22 protein-coding genes are annotated in these 18,386 nt (G+C 61.4%); 11 read left to right on the forward strand and 11 right to left on the reverse strand.

Annotated elements, in window-relative coordinates:
• Positions 1-408: 408 nt before the first annotated feature.
• The gene (locus AC07SZ_RS34235; protein ID WP_056570689.1) at positions 409-1,305 is read right to left on the reverse strand and encodes a LysR family transcriptional regulator; all 897 of its coding nucleotides are present in this window, start codon (positions 1,303-1,305) and stop codon (positions 409-411) included.
• A gap of 226 nt (positions 1,306-1,531) precedes the next feature.
• Here AC07SZ_RS34235 and AC07SZ_RS34240 point away from each other — a divergent pair, with 226 nt between their 5' ends.
• From AC07SZ_RS34240 to AC07SZ_RS34255, 4 genes are all read left to right on the forward strand, one after another.
• Positions 1,532-2,266 carry an SDR family NAD(P)-dependent oxidoreductase gene (locus tag AC07SZ_RS34240; protein ID WP_056572010.1) on the forward strand — a complete coding sequence of 245 codons (735 nt, stop codon included), beginning with the start codon at positions 1,532-1,534 and terminating at the stop codon, positions 2,264-2,266.
• Between the two features lie 68 nt (positions 2,267-2,334).
• A complete protein-coding gene (locus tag AC07SZ_RS34245) occupies positions 2,335-3,087 on the forward strand; it encodes an SDR family NAD(P)-dependent oxidoreductase (RefSeq protein WP_056570691.1) in 753 nt (250 codons plus the stop codon).
• A gap of 31 nt (positions 3,088-3,118) precedes the next feature.
• Positions 3,119-3,721 (forward strand): NADPH-dependent F420 reductase, encoded by a 603-nt coding sequence (locus AC07SZ_RS34250; RefSeq protein ID WP_494917766.1) that lies wholly within the window; start codon positions 3,119-3,121, stop codon positions 3,719-3,721.
• A 171-nt stretch (positions 3,722-3,892) separates the two neighbouring features.
• On the forward strand, positions 3,893-4,525 hold the full coding sequence (locus AC07SZ_RS34255; protein WP_172372559.1) for a class I SAM-dependent methyltransferase: 633 nt from the start codon (positions 3,893-3,895) through the stop codon (positions 4,523-4,525).
• 172 nt (positions 4,526-4,697) lie between these two features.
• On the opposite strand, the gene AC07SZ_RS34260 is transcribed toward AC07SZ_RS34255, so the two are convergent.
• The 5 genes from AC07SZ_RS34260 to AC07SZ_RS34280 all read right to left on the reverse strand — a co-directional run bounded on the left by AC07SZ_RS34260 (position 4,698) and on the right by AC07SZ_RS34280 (position 7,667).
• Positions 4,698-4,946 carry a DUF982 domain-containing protein gene (locus AC07SZ_RS34260; RefSeq protein ID WP_172372561.1) on the reverse strand — a complete coding sequence of 83 codons (249 nt, stop codon included), beginning with the start codon at positions 4,944-4,946 and terminating at the stop codon, positions 4,698-4,700.
• A 25-nt stretch (positions 4,947-4,971) separates the two neighbouring features.
• On the reverse strand, positions 4,972-5,292 hold the full coding sequence (locus AC07SZ_RS34265) for a DUF982 domain-containing protein (protein ID WP_056572012.1): 321 nt from the start codon (positions 5,290-5,292) through the stop codon (positions 4,972-4,974).
• 86 nt (positions 5,293-5,378) lie between these two features.
• Positions 5,379-5,609: a hypothetical protein gene (locus tag AC07SZ_RS34270; protein ID WP_056572014.1), complete on the reverse strand. Its 231-nt coding sequence runs from the start codon at positions 5,607-5,609 to the stop codon at positions 5,379-5,381.
• A gap of 57 nt (positions 5,610-5,666) precedes the next feature.
• Positions 5,667-7,295: a chaperonin GroEL gene (gene groL / locus AC07SZ_RS34275; RefSeq protein ID WP_172372563.1), complete on the reverse strand. Its 1,629-nt coding sequence runs from the start codon at positions 7,293-7,295 to the stop codon at positions 5,667-5,669.
• 57 nt (positions 7,296-7,352) lie between these two features.
• Positions 7,353-7,667 carry a co-chaperone GroES gene (locus AC07SZ_RS34280; protein ID WP_056572016.1) on the reverse strand — a complete coding sequence of 105 codons (315 nt, stop codon included), beginning with the start codon at positions 7,665-7,667 and terminating at the stop codon, positions 7,353-7,355.
• A gap of 336 nt (positions 7,668-8,003) precedes the next feature.
• On the opposite strand from AC07SZ_RS34280, the gene AC07SZ_RS34285 reads away from it, so the two are divergent.
• The 7 genes from AC07SZ_RS34285 to AC07SZ_RS34315 all read left to right on the forward strand — a co-directional run bounded on the left by AC07SZ_RS34285 (position 8,004) and on the right by AC07SZ_RS34315 (position 11,557).
• Positions 8,004-8,351 carry a hypothetical protein gene (locus AC07SZ_RS34285; protein ID WP_172372565.1) on the forward strand — a complete coding sequence of 116 codons (348 nt, stop codon included), beginning with the start codon at positions 8,004-8,006 and terminating at the stop codon, positions 8,349-8,351.
• Between the two features lie 34 nt (positions 8,352-8,385).
• Positions 8,386-8,655, forward strand: a complete 270-nt coding sequence (locus AC07SZ_RS34290) for an usg protein (RefSeq protein ID WP_172372567.1) — start codon at positions 8,386-8,388, stop codon at positions 8,653-8,655.
• Between the two features lie 278 nt (positions 8,656-8,933).
• Positions 8,934-9,248 (forward strand): DUF982 domain-containing protein, encoded by a 315-nt coding sequence (locus tag AC07SZ_RS34295; protein WP_172372569.1) that lies wholly within the window; start codon positions 8,934-8,936, stop codon positions 9,246-9,248.
• 139 nt (positions 9,249-9,387) lie between these two features.
• A complete protein-coding gene (locus tag AC07SZ_RS34300; RefSeq protein WP_056570703.1) occupies positions 9,388-9,609 on the forward strand; it encodes a hypothetical protein in 222 nt (73 codons plus the stop codon).
• A gap of 438 nt (positions 9,610-10,047) precedes the next feature.
• On the forward strand, positions 10,048-10,515 hold the full coding sequence (locus tag AC07SZ_RS34305) for an Hsp20 family protein (protein WP_056570707.1): 468 nt from the start codon (positions 10,048-10,050) through the stop codon (positions 10,513-10,515).
• Positions 10,516-10,604: 89 nt separating this feature from the next.
• Complete coding sequence (locus AC07SZ_RS34310) at positions 10,605-11,114, forward strand: Hsp20/alpha crystallin family protein (RefSeq protein WP_056570709.1); 510 nt, start codon at positions 10,605-10,607, stop codon at positions 11,112-11,114.
• Between the two features lie 143 nt (positions 11,115-11,257).
• The gene (locus AC07SZ_RS34315; RefSeq protein ID WP_056570711.1) at positions 11,258-11,557 is read left to right on the forward strand and encodes a DUF982 domain-containing protein; all 300 of its coding nucleotides are present in this window, start codon (positions 11,258-11,260) and stop codon (positions 11,555-11,557) included.
• Between the two features lie 56 nt (positions 11,558-11,613).
• Here the strand turns inward: AC07SZ_RS34315 and AC07SZ_RS34320 are convergent, their stop codons facing one another.
• From AC07SZ_RS34320 to AC07SZ_RS34340, 5 genes are read right to left on the reverse strand one after another with little or no spacing between them, the layout of a single operon-like run.
• Positions 11,614-12,579 carry an ornithine cyclodeaminase family protein gene (locus AC07SZ_RS34320; protein ID WP_056570713.1) on the reverse strand — a complete coding sequence of 322 codons (966 nt, stop codon included), beginning with the start codon at positions 12,577-12,579 and terminating at the stop codon, positions 11,614-11,616.
• On the reverse strand, positions 12,570-14,114 hold the full coding sequence (locus tag AC07SZ_RS34325) for an FAD-dependent oxidoreductase (RefSeq protein WP_056570715.1): 1,545 nt from the start codon (positions 14,112-14,114) through the stop codon (positions 12,570-12,572). The genes AC07SZ_RS34320 and AC07SZ_RS34325 overlap by 10 nt, the downstream gene beginning before the upstream one ends.
• Positions 14,111-16,171 (reverse strand): NADH:flavin oxidoreductase, encoded by a 2,061-nt coding sequence (locus tag AC07SZ_RS34330; protein ID WP_056572020.1) that lies wholly within the window; start codon positions 16,169-16,171, stop codon positions 14,111-14,113. Before AC07SZ_RS34330 ends, AC07SZ_RS34325 begins: the two co-directional genes overlap by 4 nt.
• 56 nt (positions 16,172-16,227) lie before the next feature.
• Positions 16,228-17,628, reverse strand: coding sequence for an aminotransferase (locus tag AC07SZ_RS34335; RefSeq protein WP_494917745.1), 1,401 nt, complete (start codon positions 17,626-17,628; stop codon positions 16,228-16,230).
• A 54-nt stretch (positions 17,629-17,682) separates the two neighbouring features.
• Positions 17,683-18,330, reverse strand: a complete 648-nt coding sequence (locus AC07SZ_RS34340) for a TetR family transcriptional regulator C-terminal domain-containing protein (protein WP_162258916.1) — start codon at positions 18,328-18,330, stop codon at positions 17,683-17,685.
• Positions 18,331-18,386 lie beyond the last annotated feature (56 nt).

Below are 18,386 nucleotides of genomic sequence, written 5' to 3' on the forward strand. Positions count from 1 at the left end.
ATTCTGGCCTACGAAAAATCCAATGAAATCAACAATTTTGCTACATCCTCCGGGCCCACCATAACTGTTCAATATCAATTGGTTATGGCTATCCTCGCTTTGAAGTGGCCCAATTCAGATACGCTATGTTCCCGCGCTTAGTTTCCTGAAAGCCGCCATTCGGTCATTTCTTGGCGCCTCGAGCCCGCCTTCGACCCGATGCAAGGCATTCACATGCGACTGTGATTTCCGCGTTGGCTTCTACCGGTGGGACAACGACCTGTTCATGGAGACATGGTGCGTGGGACATCGCGTTGAGCGTTGATTGAGGCCGCACCACCGACACCACGTCCTCATTGACAGGTTCATAACGTTACCGTGGGCAGTCATTCTTATCCGCGGGATGCGTCGTCGGCGACCTGCCGGGCATCAGTCACGCGATATGGATAGCCCCGCGAGAAGCGGCGCGTATGCGGCGAGCCTGCGGGATACGAACTCCGTGAAGAGCCGCACGCGCTTCGTCTTGCGCGTCTCCCCCTGTGTGAGAAGCCAGAGCGTTCCGTACATGTGCAGGTCGGTGCCTGGCACTCTCACCAGCAGAGGGTTGGCATCTCCGACGAAGCACGGCAGTGTCGTGATCCCAAGCCCCTGCCGTACAGCGACGATCTGCGCCTCGCCGTCCGTGGTCCTGAATGGAGCCCCCGTGGTGCGAACCTCACCCTCGCTGGCCCAATCCGGGATTCCATGAATGCTTATGACGATCCACCGGATGGGATCAGGCGCGCCCGCACGCCACGCGGCCAGTAGATCCCGGGACATGTAGACGCCGCCGAACAGCTCCGGTCCCTTCAGGCCGTGAAGATTGAGCGGCAGGGTTTTGCGGTCGTAGACGACGCGGATCGCCACGTCGGCCTCTCGATTGGTCAGATTTGCCAGCTCGCCGGAAGACAGGATTTCCATCTCTATGTCCGGATGCAGACGCGCGAAATCGGCGAGGTCCGGCATGAGCAGGTGTGTCGCGAGGGTCGGTGCCAGCGTCACCCGCAGAAGCCCGCGCACGCTCTGGTCGCGCCCGAAGACCCGCGTCTCCAGTTGGTGCGACGACGCTTCCATCTGGTTCGCAAGCTCGAGGACCTCCTCGCCCGCAGCCGTCAGGCGGTAGCCCGAAGGCAGCTTTTCGAACATCCGCGCCCCGAGGCGTTCCTCGAACTGGGCGATGCGTCGCAGAACCGTCGCATGGTTGACACCGAGGTGCGCGGCGGCAGCCCGCACCGAGCCTCCACGCGCGGCGGCAAGAAAGTAGCGAACATCATCCCAGTCGATCATGGTGCATTCCTGCGCCAGGCAGTGCGGTTTGCAAAGGCCATTCTAACACGATCAGCCATAGTTCGCGCGGTCGTCGCGGCGTTCAATCATTTAGCCGGATCGTTTTCGCACCACCGATGTGCGCGATTGCGCACTCACCGCCCGACTTCGGCGAACCCATCTTGGGGCTCTCGCGGGACTTTCCGTACAGCCAAGACACGAGACGGCGAAACGAAGGATGCATGACATGAACAGACTGAATGGCAAGACCGCCGTCATCACCGGCGGCGCGACCGGCATCGGCCGCGCCGCGGCAAAGCGCTTCATCGAGGAGGGCGCCTTCGTCTTCATCTTCGGCCGCCGGCAGGAAGCGCTCGACGCCGCCGTGGCGGAGCTCGGACACAATGCCCGCCCAGTGAAAGGCTCGGTCTCGAATGAGGCCGACCTTGACCGGCTCTACGCGGCGGTGAAGGCCGAGCGCGGAACGCTTGACATCGTCTTCGCCAATGCCGGGGCGGGAAGCCCGTTTCCCCTCGGCAAGATTACCGCCCAGCACATTGATGAAACCTTCGACACCAATGTGAAGGGCACGATCTTCACGGTCCAGAAGGCGTTGCCGCTGATGGGGCAAGGCGGCTCAATCATCCTGACCGGATCGAGCGCCGGCACAACGGGCGCTCCGGGATTCACCGCCTACAGCGCGAGCAAGGCGGCAGTGCGCAACCTCGCACGGACCTGGGCGGAAGACCTGAAGGGCACCGGCATCCGGGTAAACGTGCTGTCGCCCGGAGCGACGGCGACCGAACTCGCGAAGGAGGCGTTGGGCGAGGAAGGCCAGAAGGCCTATGGCGCGATGACTCCGCTCCAGCGCATGGCCGATCCGGCGGAGATCGGGGCCGTGGCCGCCTTTCTCGCATCGTCGGACAGCAGCTTCATGACCGCCAGCGAGGTCGCCGTCGACGGCGGTCTGGCGCAACTCTGACCCCCATGCGGGGCCACGCTTCTCAAACTTTACGAAACCCAAAAACATACAACCAAAGGTGAAAGATCATGAAAAAACTCGAAGGCAAGGTTGCTGTCATCACAGGCGGAAGCAGCGGGATTGGCTTGGCGACGGCCAAGCGTTTCGTGGAAGAAGGTGCCCAGATCGTGATCTTTGGGCGACGCGAGAAAGTCTTACAAGAGGCCGCAGCCCTTATCGGGAGAAACGTGACCACGGTCGTGGGCGATGTTTCGCGCTTGGAAGATCTGGACCGGCTCTACGCCACTGTGAAAGAGAAACATGGTCACATCGACATTCTCTTCGCGAACGCGGGCGCAGGGACAATCGCGCCGCTCGCGGCAGCCACTGAGGCTCATTTTGACCAGACCTTCGATGTGAACGTGAAGGGGTTGTTCTTTACGGTGCAGAAGGCCCTTCCCCTCTTCAAAGACGGCGGATCGATCATTCTGAACTCTTCGGTCTCGAATGTGATGGGGCTACCAGCGTTCAGCGCCTACGCAGCAAGCAAGGCGGCTGTTCGCAGCTTCTCGCGGTCCTGGACCATGGAGTTGAAGGACCGAAACATCCGCGTCAATACTATGAGCCCTGGCGCGATCGAGACTCCCGCCTTGGCGACAACGACCGGCCTTACCGCTGAGCAAGCCGAGGAGGCGGTCGCCCAGTTTGCTGCACAAATCCCAATGGGTCGCAGGGGCAAGCCAGAGGAAATCGCGGCTGCGCTCACGTTCCTCGCCTCCGATCAAAGCTCCTACATCACCGGTATAGATCTCGCCGTCGATGGTGGCTGGGCACAGGTCTGACCCGGCGTTAACACAGGATCGGAGAAGCATTATGAGCTACGCAATTATCGGCTTCGGCAATATCGGCAAGGCCCTGGCCAAGGCGTTTGCCCGCAAAGGCATCGAAGTGTTCGTGGCAACCACGCGCGACCCGAAAAGCTTTGCAGCCGATGCGGCCGCGATCGGACCCACGATCATTCCCAAAACACTGGCGGAAGCGGTCAAGGCGGACATCATCTTTTTGGCGGTCCGTTTCGAAGCGCACCCGGATGTCGCCAAGGCGCTCGCCACCTGGCAGGGAAAGACCATCGTCGATGTGACCAATGCCTACGGCGTGCCTCCTGAAAAACTGGGGGGACAGCCTTCTTCCAAGTTCGTTGCACAGGCATTCTCAGGCGCAAAACTGGTCAAGGGCTTCAACCATCTGGTCGCTGCCGTCCTTGACCAGGATCCGGCCGCGCATGGTGGCAAAAGAGTCGTGTTCCTGGCGAGCGACGATGACGCTGCCGCAGCGGAGATTGGTGTGCTCGCGGAAAAGCTCGCTTTCTCGCCAATCAAACTTGGCGGGCTGTCGGAAGGTGGGCTGCTGGTCCAGGCGCGCGGAAATAGCTGGGGGCATCTGATCTTCAAGGACTTGGTCAAGTTCGACGGATGAACACGACATGCCAACCGGCAGCGTCGGGATACACGGATCGAATCGAGCGCGATGGAGAAATTCCCATGAGCATCGAGAAGACCACCCAGACCGCAAGGAGACTGGGCTCTCTTGGATTGTCGCCTCGCACGCCGCCCGCTCGTCGAATGCCAAGCCGTAAGGGAGATTCCTATGTACGACCAGTCCAAGCTATCCGAATTGATCCGCTTCGCACGCATCGATGCGGGCTCCACCGTGATTGACGTGTACCCAGGCGACGGAGACTGGACGCGCCTCTTCTCCGACATCGTCGGACCCAAGGGGCGAGTCTACAGCTTCGTCCCGGCTGAGGTCGCTCACTTCAAGAACGATCCGGTCGGCCGCATGCGGACGCTTGCGAAGGAGCCGGGCCGAGAGAACGTCGAAGCCGTCTCGGCTGACCTCGTGGCGATGCCGGAGGTCACGCAGCCAGCGGATGTCCTGTGGCTGCACCTGTTCTACCACGATCTCTACACCGCGCTGATCCAGGCCAGGGGCGCGACCGCGGCCGACTTCAATCGAGCCGTCCACGAGCGGCTGAAGCCCGGTGGGTCCTACGTCATCGTAGACCACGCCGCCACCGCAGGGGCGGGCACGAGCGACACTCAGGCGCTGCATCGGATCGACCCTGCGTCCGTCCTCGAGGAGGTGGAGGCGGCCGGCTTCGTGCTGGACGCGCAAAGCACCATGCTCGCGAACAAGGACGATCCGCACTCGACCAAGGTGTTCGATCCCTCCATCAAAGGCCAGACCGATCGCTTCGCCTATCGATTCTTGAAGATCTGATACTGGCCCACTCGCCAATGATGAGGTCGGCTCTTACCGCAGCAGCTGGTTGCAACAGGATCGACCGCTGTCGGCCCCCGATCTAGACGCTCCTTTGCCGGTCCGACGGAGGCATGCGATCGTTCAGATCGCGTCGTCTGCAAGGTAAAGACTTGCCTCGGCACAGAGCTCGCTATGGGGCCCGGACCAGACCTGCACGACGGGCCGCTTTCAAAAATGCCCTTCTTGCTTGTTGCGGAGCCCGCCATCCGTCCAAGGAGTCGCGGCAAGTGCGGCAGGCAGCTCGATAGCTTGGTCCTCTCGCCCATTCTGGCCACTGGTCATGGAGGCACTCAAGTGCCTCCCAACTGCTGGCAACCACCCGTTCCCTCGAGGGTCTCACGCGCAGTCTCACTGGTTCGGGAAATCGAATATCCCTCATGGCTTTCTCCGCCCCCGCGGACCGATTACATCGACTTGTTGTAGGGGCCTTTCGAAGCAGCCCCGAAAGCGCCAACTGCCTTGGCCGCGACGATGTCGCCTTCGGCCTGTACAAGCAAATCCATGCGGCGGGCGAAGGCGACAAAAGTGCCGCGAGCGGTCTCGGCATCCACCTCACCGGCGAGGGCTGCCCGACAGGCATTGAGCGCGACGCCATGAGCAGGGCCTCGCTTCGAGGGCGGCCATTCATCCAGCAGGACGAAGGCGTCTTTTACGCTTTGAATGTCGGTCGGAAACCCAAGACCCACGAGCACCCTTACGGGATGCTGAAATCGATCATGTTCCATGTTTTCCTCCGTTTTCACGTGGTTAGCTCAATCGATCGGAAGCCCTTTCCCTCGGCGCGTGCGCGATGGATCGCGTGCGCCGCGCCTCAGCTTGCCGAACTCCCGTTTCCAGGCGGGCCCTTGCTGTCGGTAAGATTCCGCGCGGCCAGAAACATCACCGTGTATGCTGCCTTGCGCCGATCCCAACCCGCGGCCTCCGCTCTGTCGAGCAACTCGACCAGTATCGGGTCAAGCGCAACCTTGAGGTCTGCTTCGTAGTTCAGATCGGTGGCCGCACGCGACGGCGGGGGGATTACGTTAAAGTTCATCACGTTCATGGCTCTACCTTTTGTCAGGGTGTCCGCGCCCACCGGGCGCGGACACTGCCGTTAGCGTCAGAAATCCATGCCACCAGCCGGCATTGCCGGAACGGCGGGTTCCTTCCTTGGTTTCTCGGCAACCATCGCTTCCGTTGTCACCAGCAGGCCGGCAACCGATGCCGCGTCCTGGAGCGCGGTCCGCACTACCTTCACCGGATCGATGACCCCCTCGTTGTAGAGGTCGCCGAACGCGTTGGTCTGTGCGTTCCAGCCCCAGCCGAATTCCGGCTTCTCGCGCAGCTTGCCGACGATGATCGAGCCTTCCGCGCCGGCGTTCTCGGCGATCTGGCGCACGGGCGCCTCGATCGCGCGGCGCACGATCTCGATACCGTGCTTCTGGTCCTCATTCTCGGGCTGCACGCTGTCCAGTGCCCTGGCCGCCCGCAGAAGCGCCACGCCACCGCCTGGCAATACGCCTTCCTCGACCGCGGCGCGCGTCGCATGCATGGCATCGTCGACGCGGTCCTTGCGCTCCTTGACCTCGACCTCGGTCGAGCCCCCGACACGAATGACGGCGACACCGCCGGCGAGCTTGGCCAGCCGCTCCTGCAGCTTTTCCTTGTCGTAGTCGGAGGTAGTCTCCTCGATTTGTGCCTTGATCTGGCTGACGCGGCCCTGGATCTCGCTTTTCGAACCGGCGCCGTCGACGATGGTGGTGTTCTCCTTCTCGATCACCACCTTCTTGGCACGGCCCAGCATGTTGAGCGTGACATTCTCAAGCTTGATGCCGAGATCTTCCGAGATCGCGGTGCCGCCGGTGAGGATGGCAATATCCTCCAGCATGGCCTTGCGGCGGTCGCCGAAACCCGGCGCCTTGACGGCGGCGACCTTAAGGCCACCGCGCAGCTTGTTGACGACGAGCGTGGCCAGAGCCTCGCCCTCGACATCCTCGGCGATGATCAGCAGCGGCTTGGACGACTGAACGACGGCCTCCAGCACCGGAAGCAGCGCCTGCAGATTTGACAGCTTCTTTTCGTGGATCAGCACATAGGGATCTTCAAGCTCGACGCGCATCTTGTCCTGATTGGTGATGAAGTAAGGCGAGAGATAGCCGCGATCGAACTGCATGCCTTCGACAACTTCGAGTTCGGTCTCGGCGGTCTTGGCTTCCTCAACCGTGATGACGCCCTCATTGCCGACCTTCTCCATCGCTTCGGCGAGGAAGCGGCCGATCTCGGCGTCGCCATTGGCCGATATGGTGCCGACCTGGGCGATCTCGTCGTTCTTCGTCACCTTACGGGCATTGGCCTTGAGCTCGCCGACGACGGCGTCGACCGCCTTGTCGATACCGCGCTTCAGGTCCATCGGGTTCATCCCCGAGGCGACGGCCTTCGCACCTTCCTTGACGATGGCCTGGGCCAGCACCGTTGCGGTCGTGGTGCCGTCGCCGGCGATGTCGTTGGTCTTCGAGGCGACCTCACGGACCATCTGCGCGCCCATGTTCTCGAACTTGTCCTCAAGCTCGATTTCCTTGGCGACGGTGACGCCGTCCTTGGTGATGCGCGGGGCGCCGAACGACTTGTCGATGACGACGTTGCGGCCCTTGGGGCCGAGGGTCACCTTCACCGCGTCGGCGAGGATGTTGACGCCGCGCAGCATGCGCTCGCGGGCGTCGGCATGGAATTTCACTTCCTTGGCAGCCATTGGATCACTCCTTTGTCTGGGCAGCATTCGTTGACTGTTTGGATTTTGGGGAAGCCGTCACGCGGCCTTCCTCACTTGGGCGCTTTGCTCGATCACGCCCATCACGTCGCTTTCCTTCATGATGAGCAGATCCTCGCCATTGAGCTTGATCTCCGTGCCGGACCATTTGCCGAACAGGATGCGGTCGCCGATGGCGACGCCGAGAGGCGTGAGCTTGCCGCTGTCGTCGCGGGCGCCTGGGCCGACGGCAATCACCTCGCCCTCCTGCGGCTTCTCCTTGGCGGTGTCGGGGATGATGATGCCGCCGGCCGTCTTCTCATCGGCTTCGATGCGGCGGACCAGGATACGGTCATGCAATGGACGGAACGTCATATCGTTCTCCTTCGGGACAAACAGATTTTTGAGGTTCCTCCACACCGGACCGGCAATATCGGCCGGTGCGGGGCGCCGCGACCCTTTCTCAGGCATCGCGCGCATATCGAGCTAGTTTTGGTATTTTCGAGTTTCAAGAGGTCGCTGGAAAAATTTTGGCACTCTGCATTCACGAGTGCTAGGGACATGAATTCATGCAGCTATTTTCGCCAAGGCGCGAGATTTTCAGGTCTTGAAATTCGCCCCGAACTCCACGAAATTTTTTGGCGGCTGGAGTCCCGAAGGGGGTACGGCCCACAACGATGCCAAGGAGATGTTAGGAAGCGGAGACTGTCGATGGAACAAACCTTGTCGAAAAATATCCCCTCGATCGCCCCTGAAACTTCTGATCCTTCGCTTGACCGCCTGCTGTTTCCGGCGCGCCACTTCAGTCATCCCGATGAGGTGGTGGGCGACCGCACGCTCGACACTCAGGAAAAGCGCGCCATTCTTGCCTCATGGGCGTCGGATGCCTGCGCAGTCGACTCCGTGCCTGCGCTGCGAAAACCACCGGGTGCTTCGAGACCGGTGACGTTCGACGCCGTCATGGATGCACTTCGCCGACTGGACGACATTCGCGCTGAAGTTGCCAGTGACTTCAAGGAATGGCGGGATCAAGGACGCCCGCAAAGCCTTGATGGCTGAACGCAGCTAAGAAGCAGCTAAGAAGGAGAGAAACATGGTCAGCAGGGAATTCCGGCTGCAGATGGAGGGCTACGGTCTCACAACCGCGGAGATCCACTACCATCTCCCCGATCATCCAAGCCTGTTGCAGCTCTATGTTTGGCAGGAATACGATCTCGCACCGGAATTCCCGACCCTCAAAGGGTTTCTGGATTACTGGGAGCGGGAACTGGAAGGCGCGCTCCATTCCGTGCGCGTCGCCCATCACCGCCTGATCCGGCCTTCCGAATGGCAGGCCCTGGACGGCATTTTGACCTTTCAATAGTACTGAAACCGATGCGACTTGGCTAAGCGGGACGGCCCTTTAGTCGCCATGGCACCCGATTGAAGAAGGTTCTTGCTGGCCGGTTGCCAACACCCCTTGAACCGAAGAGAGGCTTCTCCAATCTTTTTCTGTGTCGAGCGCGGCTTGGTGGATGTCGAGTCGGAATCCGTCCCGTTTGCCATGGCATTCACTCAAGCTCGTCGATTTGCCGGAACTGACATCCTCGCCACACAGGGGTGAGGCAGGATCAGGTGCCACACGGGTTCAAGGAGGTCACCATGGAAGATGGAATGTTCAAGCAGGCGATCTTCGTACGAGATGATGGCTTCGCTCTCCGAAGGATCGATTGTGTCATGGATGCGATAGAGTTTCTTGAGGAATGGCCGATCGAAAGGCGCGGGCTGCTTCACGCAGCGGCGAGTGACGCTTGCTACTCCGCATATGATGGTCGAAAGTCGGTCGATGCGGCGCACAAGACATTTACGACCTGGGCACGCAGGGTCGGTGTCATCGAGGATGTTCCCGTGGCGCCGCCGTGGATGACAGGACCCAAGATCAGCGGTCCGGACCATTCTGCAGAAATTGACGGTTGATTTCGCTTGCGGCGGCAATCGTACCGCCGCCGCATCGATCGACGCGTCACAGGGGGCCTGATGTCAAAATGGCGCCAAAATCGTTGGCGATCAAAGGCAATGCGCCCCTTTTCGGGGCTGACATTGTATGGAGGTTAGCATGATCCGCAAAATCGCAATCGCCAGTGCACTTGTCGCCATTTTCAGCATCCCTGCATTTGCGGCCACGGAGTACTGGGTGGCCAAGGATGCCACGACCAAGAAGTGTGAGGTGGTGACCAAAAAACCGGACGGTACGAAACTGACCGATGCTGGCAACAAGACCTATGCGAGCAAGGCCAATGCCGAAAAGGCATTGAAGGAACTGGCCGCTTGCAAATGAACTGACAGGCTCGTGCAGGCCGCCCTGGTTACTCCTGGGCGGCCACACTATCGGCCAGTCGTCGTCCTCGCAGTCTTGCAGGAATGAGGGCATCCCGGATCAATTGTCCGCGCCTGAATGCGCCTGGGCGTGATCTGTCAGGTCGTCTTCGTCGGGCTCGATCAGGTCGATTAGCGCTGCTATCCGTGTTCCCGGCAATGGCCATCCCTGGCTCATCAGCGCCTCATCAGCAACGGCCCAAGCCCAAGCCTCTCTCAATGGAGCGCTTGCCACCAGCCATTCGAAGGCGGTCGCGAAAATGCCTTGGCGCACTTGACGCAGCCGAAATCGATTCCCAACTCATCACTGTCGGTCGCCGCGAAAGGGGCCGATGTGTCAGGGAGCGCCACGCTTCTTGGCGTTCCCTCGTATCTATGTTGCTCCAAGGAGGATGTAGTTATGAGAACGAACCTGGACTTTTCCCCCTTCTATCGGTCGAGCATCGGCTTTGACCGCGTCTTCAACCTGCTCGAAAACGCCAGCCCGTCACAGAACGCGGACAACTGGCCGCCTTACGATATCGCCAAGCTCGGCGAAGACACCTATCGCATAGTCCTCGCGGTCGCCGGTTTCGGTGAAGACCAGCTTACGATCACGCATCAGCCAAATATGCTGGTTATCGAGGGCGTCAAGACAGAGAACGACGAGGTTCAATACCTCCATCATGGCCTGGCGTTGAGGCCGTTCGCGCGCCGCTTCGAGCTGGCCGATCATGTGACCATTGTCGGGGCAAAGCTCGAAAACGGTCTGCTGATTGTCGACCTCAAGAAAGAAATTCCCGAGGAAATGAAGCCGCGCCGCATCGCGATCAACGTCGAGACCGACAAGAAGGCGGCGACCAAGCGCATTGAAAGCGCGGCGGCCTGATCTTCGGCGGTCGGCCCGCGGCAGACACCCCGTCCTGTCGTGGGTGGGGTTCTGGGCGCGGCCCAAAAACACGAAAAGGAGAAGGAAAAATGAGCGTACGTGACTTGATTCCCTGGAGCCGTGGCGGCAGCCAGGCACCGAGCATCTATCGCGGTGACGACATGGATCCGTTCCTGTCGTTGCATCGCAATGTCAACCGTCTGTTCGACGAGGTGTTCCGCGGTTTTGACACGCCTTCGTTGCTGGGCCGCGTGGCCCCTCTCAACGGCACCTGGCCAAGCGTGGAGTTCTCGGAAACCGACCAGGAAATCCGGGTGACGGCCGAAATCCCCGGCCTCGATGAAAACGACGTCGAGGTCATGCTGGATGACGGTGTTCTGACGCTTCGCGGCGAGAAGAAGGCGGAGAGCGAGGACAAGGACCGCCAGTTCAGCGAACGCCACTACGGGCGTTTTGAGCGGCGCTTCAGTCTCGGCCGTGAGGTTGAAGAGGACAAGGTGGCGGCGACGTTCAAGAACGGTGTGCTCACCGTGACACTGCCGAAGACCAAAAAGGCGCAGGCAAACGCCAGGCGCATTGCAATCAACGGCAACAAATGACGGTCGCGAAGGAGGCCGGGGCTCGATGGGCCCCGGTCCTCGCGGATGGCGAGGAACGTCAAATGACGTCCGGCAGTCACAGACGAAAGAGCCGCATCATGGGATGCTGGAATCAACCCTTTGCAATTCACAGGAGGTAACAAATGACCAGTCTGGCTTTCCTTGCTCCCGTGCAGGTTAAGACCAGTAATGTGGTACACGACATCAACACGGTGCGGGAGGCGCTCGTATTCCTGAATCAATGGCCGAAGGCCCGTCGGGGACCGATATACAGCTGCGCGGTGAGAGGCTGCAACGCCGCGATCGCCGGGCAGATGCCAACCGAACAGGCGCGACAGGCATTTGTCAGCTTTGCCGAGACAGCTGGGGTGCTGGCCAAATCCGATTTTCCGCCATTGGCCGGGGCTGATCAAAAGCTCTCCGTTTCTGGACGCAGTCCCTGACTTTCAGTTCAGGACTCTCCACGAGGCTCGATCAGCGCCGCCCTCGATCCACACGGTTAGCGGTTAGACTGGCTTGTGCGTTGCTGAATTTTCCGCATCAATTCCTGAGCGACAAACAGGTCAAGGTGGCCACCGCCGCAGTTCTTGTAGAGCGTTATGTCTTCCGGCAGAATACGGCGCGGGTCGGAGCCACCACACAATTCAAAAAGGTCGGCTTCGATATCGTCCCATAGCATGACACCGCTCTCCACCGGCTGCAGGAAGTCGCCGCACGAGCTGCATTGAGAACGGCTGTCGGTGAACAGCCTCGCACGCTCGATCGTCCGATCATCTGCTTCCCGCATCTGGGGGTTCCAGCCGCCAATCAGGCTGACATGGCAACCGGGGCGAAGCAGATGCCCGTGGATCAACGGGGACTGCGCCATCGTCGCGCTTGAAACGATGTCGGCCTCGCAAAGAGCGTCGTCAAGCCGCTCCGCCACTTCCACGGGAAGTCCTTCCCGGGCCATTGCATCGGCGATCTCTATCGCCCGCGCTGGCGTCCTGTTCCAGATGCGGACGATGCTGATGGATGGGCGGACAGCGAGCATCGCACTGATGACGTGAGGCGCTAGGGCACCAGCGCCGATCATCAGTAAATTGCGAGCATCCGCCCTCGCCAGAAGATCCGCGCCAAGGGCGGAATCGGCGGCCGTCTTCCTCAACGTCAGGGCGGTGCCGTCCGCCACCATTACCGGTGTTCCGGTTTGTGCATCGAAGGCTGCGTAAATTCCCTGATTGGCCGGCAACGGTTCGATGCGCGACGGGTTCTCGGGAAAGACCGTGACCAGTTTTGCCCCCAGGAGCCTGTCTCGCTGCCAGGCCGGCAACACGATCAGATTGCGCGCATTGTCGCCTCCGGGCTCGCTGAGCACGACCTCTTGAACCTCTGGCATCGGAGCCTGGTGCGCGAGGCGCAACGCGTCGACCAGGCCGCGGTAATCGAGCAGTTCATGCACGGTCGGGCCGTCGATCAGATGCATGGCTTCGCCATCCCGAATTCCCGCGCAACGAGATTGTTGTATCGCTCGACTTCCTGCGCGACCTCGGCGGGCGACCAGCCCATGATATCGGCGATCGCCTCGGCCGCCTGCCGAGCGATATCCAGGCCGAGCCGCTCTGACCATCCAAGGCCAAGACGACGAAACAGCAGGTCGTCGAGATGGAAAACCAGTTCCTCGCGGGCAGCGAGCCGCAACTGCTCGATGTCAATTGCTGCGTGGCTCGATGTGGAATGACCGGTTGAGGAAGGCTTGGCGATCCGGGCAGCGTAGGAAACGGGACGGCTGGGATACTCAGGCCGGATTCGTTTCGACACCGCTTCGGCGATGCTGGCGCCGGCATTCCTGTGTGTCATCAGCAAGCCGCCAGTATAAGTATAGTAGGCGGATCCGCCGGGCCTTGACAGATCGTGGAGCAGAACCGCCTCGCAACCATCCGGATGGCCCGGACGCGCCGTCCTCGGCCGTACCCCGGCCCAGCTATAGAGCACATCTTCGCGCGCGATGGGGATGGAAGGAAAGATCGACCTGAAATCCTGCAGCAGGGCAAGTATGGTCGACTCGTCCGCGCGAAAGCCATCGGGCGTGGGGTCGCACGGCTCGTCGCGCGGTCCGAAATAATGCAGATCGCCCCATGGGATGACATAGAACGGATTGCCGTCTGGCAGGACCGTCTCAAGCGCCAGACCGCGGAATTCGTCCGGCAGCCGCGTGACGATGTTTGTTCCCTTCAGTCCCTGATTGACGTGAGGGACCGAAAGGCCGCACCGGGAAGCCGTTTCATCCACCCAGGCGCCGGTCGCGTTGACGATGCAGTCGGCGGCTATCGTCGACAAGACATTGCCATCCTCGGCCCGGCCGCGCCTGTCGGCAACAGCAAGATGCCATCTGCCATCCGTGGCCTGCCTGATGCCGGTCACTTCGGCATAGTTGCGCACCTGCGCGCCGCAATCGCGGGCATTCATGACTGTATCGACGCAAATGCGCTCGGGCCAGTCGAACTGGTATTCGGTGAACTTGACCGCGCCGACCAGATCCTGCCTGCCACGCAGGTGGCGAAGCGCAGGCTCGGACGCCGCCTCCTCGGAACCGAGCACCTCGAAATCGAGCGGCACGCCGCCGGGATCGAGCAGCTCCAACAGTCGGAAACCCAGCCGGGCCTTCCACGCTGGGATGCCGTCGTTGCGATAGAGCGGCGTGTAGAAGCGGACGGGGCGCACCCGTTCCGGCGTCGCCCGGACGAAACGCGATCGGTCGCGCATGGCGCGCCTTGCCAGTTCCAGATGTTCGATGGCCATGCGGGGCTTGAGCAGGAAGTTCCAGATCGACCGGCCGGGAGAGAAATAGGTCAAGCCGCAATGCTGCAGGCGGCTGGAGCGGCTCGACGTGCCGGAGGCAAAGTCGCCGCGTTCGAGCAGCACGGTGCTAAAACCAGCGGCGGCCAGATGGTTGGCGGCGCTGGCGCCGGTGATGCCGCCGCCGATGACGGCGACCTGAAATGAGGCCCTCTGGTTCATAGGGCGAGAGAAAGGCGGAAGGCCTCGTATATGGAGGCGTGGATGTTCCTGCTGGCAACGGCATCGCCAATGCGGTGCAGCTCAAATCCTCCGCTGGCACGGGCTTCCTGTGGCACAGCCGTCGGGTCAAGGAGCGCCGCCAGCGACGTCACCCCCTTGTTGCGGGAAAGATCGCGCAGCGAATTGAAGACCTCGTCGAGAGGCATGGTGCCACGCTCGACAATGATGCGGGGAGCCGAAATTTCGAGTTCCTGTCCGGTCAGTTCATGCCTGAACACGGCGTTCAGCTGGTTGGAGCCGTTGCGTTCGACCCTGACCAGATGGTGGTCAACGGTCACCTTTATGCCGCGCTGGCGGAATTGCTTGCGGTAGACAGCGCGAGAGGAATATTCGATCTCCTGCCCGAGGCTGTCGTCTATGGTGACGAGATGGACGGATGCTCCCTGCTCGGCCAGGTGCAGCGCGGTCGATATGCCTTCATGCCTGCCTGTCCCGTCATAGAGCAGCACGTCGCCGCCTTGCTGCGTGCTGGCGCTCAGGACATCCCAGATGGTCTCGCAATGTTGCGCGCCCGGCAGCCAGTCGAGGTCCGGCAAGCCGCCGGTGGCAACGATGACGCTGTCCGGCTCCTCGGCCAGCACATCGGCGTCACCGGCGTAGACGTCGCAGCGAACGTCCACGCCGAGACGCTCCAGTTCGGACACCCGCCAGTCGATGATGCCGATCAGATCCTTGCGCCAGGTCGCGCGGCAGGCGAGGAGAACCTGCCCGCCGGGCCTGCTCGATGCCTCGAAGAGCACCACGCGATGGCCGCGCTCGGCGCACACACGTGCGGCCTCGAGGCCGGCGGGACCGCCGCCGATGACCACCACCTTGCGGATGTGGCTGGCTGGCTCGATAATCTGCGGCAGGATCGTCTCGCGACCAGAAGCCGGATTGTGGATGCAATTCACCTTCTTGTGCATGCAGTAGGACGCGCCGACGCACGGGCGAATGCGTTCCTCCTCGCCGCGCATCAGCTTGTTGACGATCTGCGGATCGGCCATGTGGGCGCGTGTCATGGCGACCATGTCGAGAAGCCCGTCGCGTATGGCGTGGCGCGCCGTGGCGAGATCTGTAATGCGGGCGGCATGGAAGACCGGAAGCTTGGTATGCTGCCGGAACATCCCGACCCGTGAGAGGAAGGGTGACAGAGGCTGCGACATGCCCGGCATGTTCTGCTCGGCCAGCGCGATGACGGTATCCATCCTGCCGAATATGCAGTTGAATACGTCGATAAGCCCTTCGCGCTCGAAAATCCGCGCGATTTCAAGGCAGTCCTCGAAATTCAAGCCATCCTCGCTCGCCTCGTCGATGACGAAGCGCATGCTGACGACGGTTTCGTCCCGGACTCGCTTGCGGATTTCTTCGTGCACCATCAGGCCGAAGCGAACGCGGTTCTCCACCGAGCCGCCAAAGCGATCGGTGCGGAAATTGGTACGTGGAGAAAAGAACTGGCCGATCAGGTGGCCACCGGTCAGTGTCTCGACACCGTCCAGACCGCCTTCGACGCAGCGCGCGGCCGCATCGCCATAGGCCTTGACCACGCGCGCTATGTCATGTTCGTCCATCTCTCGGGAAAACGCGCGATGCTGTGTCTCCCTCGATCGGGAAGGGGCGATCGCTGGCAGCCAATTGCTGGTCGTGGCGTCGGCGCGGCGACCCAGATGCGATATCTGGCACATCAGGGCCGCCCCCTGTGCATGGATGCGCCGCGAGAACTGCTGCAGGTGCGGGATGATCTCGTCGGTGGCGATGTTGATCTGGCCGCCGCCCCAGTTCGAATCCACATCCACCATCGAGGAACCGCCGAACATCGTCAGGGCCAGCCCACCCCTGGCCTTTTCCTCGTGATAGCGCTGGTAGCGCTCCAGCGGGAATCCGCCTTCCTCCATGAAAGAGGCGTGACTGGTGCTCATGACGCGATTGCGCAGCACCAGCTTTTTGATGGTCAGCGGCTGCAGCAGGGGATCCTTGCTGCGTGCCGTCGAGGCGGACGACGAATCTGGTTGGGGCATTGCCGGGTCCATGGCTTGCACTTGCGCTGGAGCGGAAGAGTGGAAAAAGGCGTGGTTCAGAACCTGCCTTCCGCGCGGATCTCCGCCTGCACTTTTTCGATGCTGTCGCGCAGGATCGAGATCATGGTGTCGATCTCTTCCTTCTTGATGATCAGCGCCGGCGAAAGCACGCACATGCTGCCGATAGGCCGAACGATCAGACCGTTCTCGTAGCATAGGCGGTCGATGCGTGCCGCCACGGCCTTGTCGAAGTCGGTCGCCGCCTGCGAATGCGGATCGGTGGCGCATTCCACGCAACCCAGCAGACCGATGCCGCGTACGTCGCCGACAAGAGGAATCTCGCCGAGCTTGCGCAACTGCTCCTGGAAATAGGGCGCGACTTCGCGGACATGCGCGAGTAGCCCGCCTTGCTCGATCACCTCGATGTTGGCAAGCGCCGCCGCGCAACTCACTGGATGGCCGCTATAGGTGTAACCGTTGGTGTAAGCGCTCCCCTTCGCGTTCTCGCCGGATATACGTCCCAGGACCGCGTCCGAGATGACGAAGCCGCCAAGCGGCACGTAGCCGGAGGTTACCCCCTTGGCGAAGGTAATGATGTCGGGGACGATATCGAAGGCGGGTTCGGACGCGAACCATTCGCCGCAGCGGCCGAAGCCGGTGACGACCTCGTCGGAGATGTAGAGGATGTCGTGCTTGCGGCAGATCTCGAGGAAGCGGCGATGATATCCCTTGGGCGGCACGATGACGCCGCCCGAGGCCAGAACCGGCTCCGCCAGGAAGGCGCCGATATTCTGCGGCCCCAGGCTCTCGATCCGCTCTTCGAACTCGGCCACGAGGAATTCGAGGAAAGCGGCTTCGTCGCCGCCCTGCGGATGACGATAGCGGTTTGGCGCCGAGATGAAGGTGACGTTATCCATCTCCAGGTCGAAATTGGGACGGTTGCCAGCCCGCCCCGAACAGGCCGCGGTAAGATGCGTGCTTCCGTGGTAGCCGTCGATGCGGCAGATGATCGTCTTCTTGCTGGGACGCCCCAGCACGTTGTTGAAGAACTGCATGAAGCGAAGCGCCGAATCCACCGCCGATGAGCCGCCGGTGGTAAAGAACACATGGTTGAGATCGCCCGGGGCGAATTCGGCGATACGCCTTGCCAGCCCCGCCGATGGGCCGTTCAGCGAATACCAGGGCGAGTTGTAGCAGATGCGCAGCGCCTGCGCGGCGATCGCATCGGCGATGGGCTTGCAGTTGTAGCCGACCTGCGTGCACCACATCCCGGCGGGGCCGTCGATCATCCTGCGGCCGCGACTGTCGGTGATGTAGATGCCATCTGCCGACGTGAACAGGGTGCGGCCGCCGGAGGTGCCGAGCTTGGCCAGCTCCTCGGCCGGGCTGATGAGATGGCGGTGGGCCGCATCTTCGAGTTCCGCGACGTTCCACTGGGATCCGGTCTCTGAATACATGTGTTGTCTCTTGTCTTGGCTTGTTGTCTTGGTGTCCGCGGGCATGCCGTCGTGTCAGCGGGGCGAAACGGATGGTGCCGGGCTGAAATCGTCTGGGAAGAATGCCGACAGGAAGGTCAGGCAGATCTGCCTGTAGCGTTTGCGGTCTTGCGGGCCATTCTGGCCGGTGACGTGCCCGAATATCCAGCAGCCGTCAGTGATGGCATAGAGACCCTGGGATACCGCATCGACATCGATGTCGAGCGACCGAAGCGTGGCAAGCTCGCGGACCAGATCGGTTATCGACTGCAGGGACCGGCGTTTCAGTTCGCTGCAACGCCTCTTGTAGGCCGTGACGCGCGGGGCTTCGTCCCAGAAGGCCATCCAGACCGCGAGGTCGGCTGCCCTGGCTATCCTCGGATCGAAATCGACCTCAAGTAGAATGCGCAGTCGCTCGGCGGGAGAGCTTGGGGCGGCCGCCATCGCCTCGGACCAGACCGCCTCATAATTGCTGGCCACGAGGTTGAGGGCCGCAAGCAGCAGGCGCTCCTTCGTCTTGAAGTGAAAGGCGATGACGCCATAGCTGCATCCGGCTTCGCTGGCGATGTCGTTCACCGTGATCCCGGACAGGCCGCGCCTGGCTATCACCGCGCACGCCGCCTCCAGCAGCTGCTTGCGGCGCTGGGCGCTATGGTTCGATATCTCGGTTTTTTTTAGGCTCATCAGCAATGCTATGAACTTTATGTGATTGTCGTCAATGGCATTTTCGGGACAATTTT

Source organism: Mesorhizobium sp. GW821-FHT07A06, assembly GCF_059419085.1.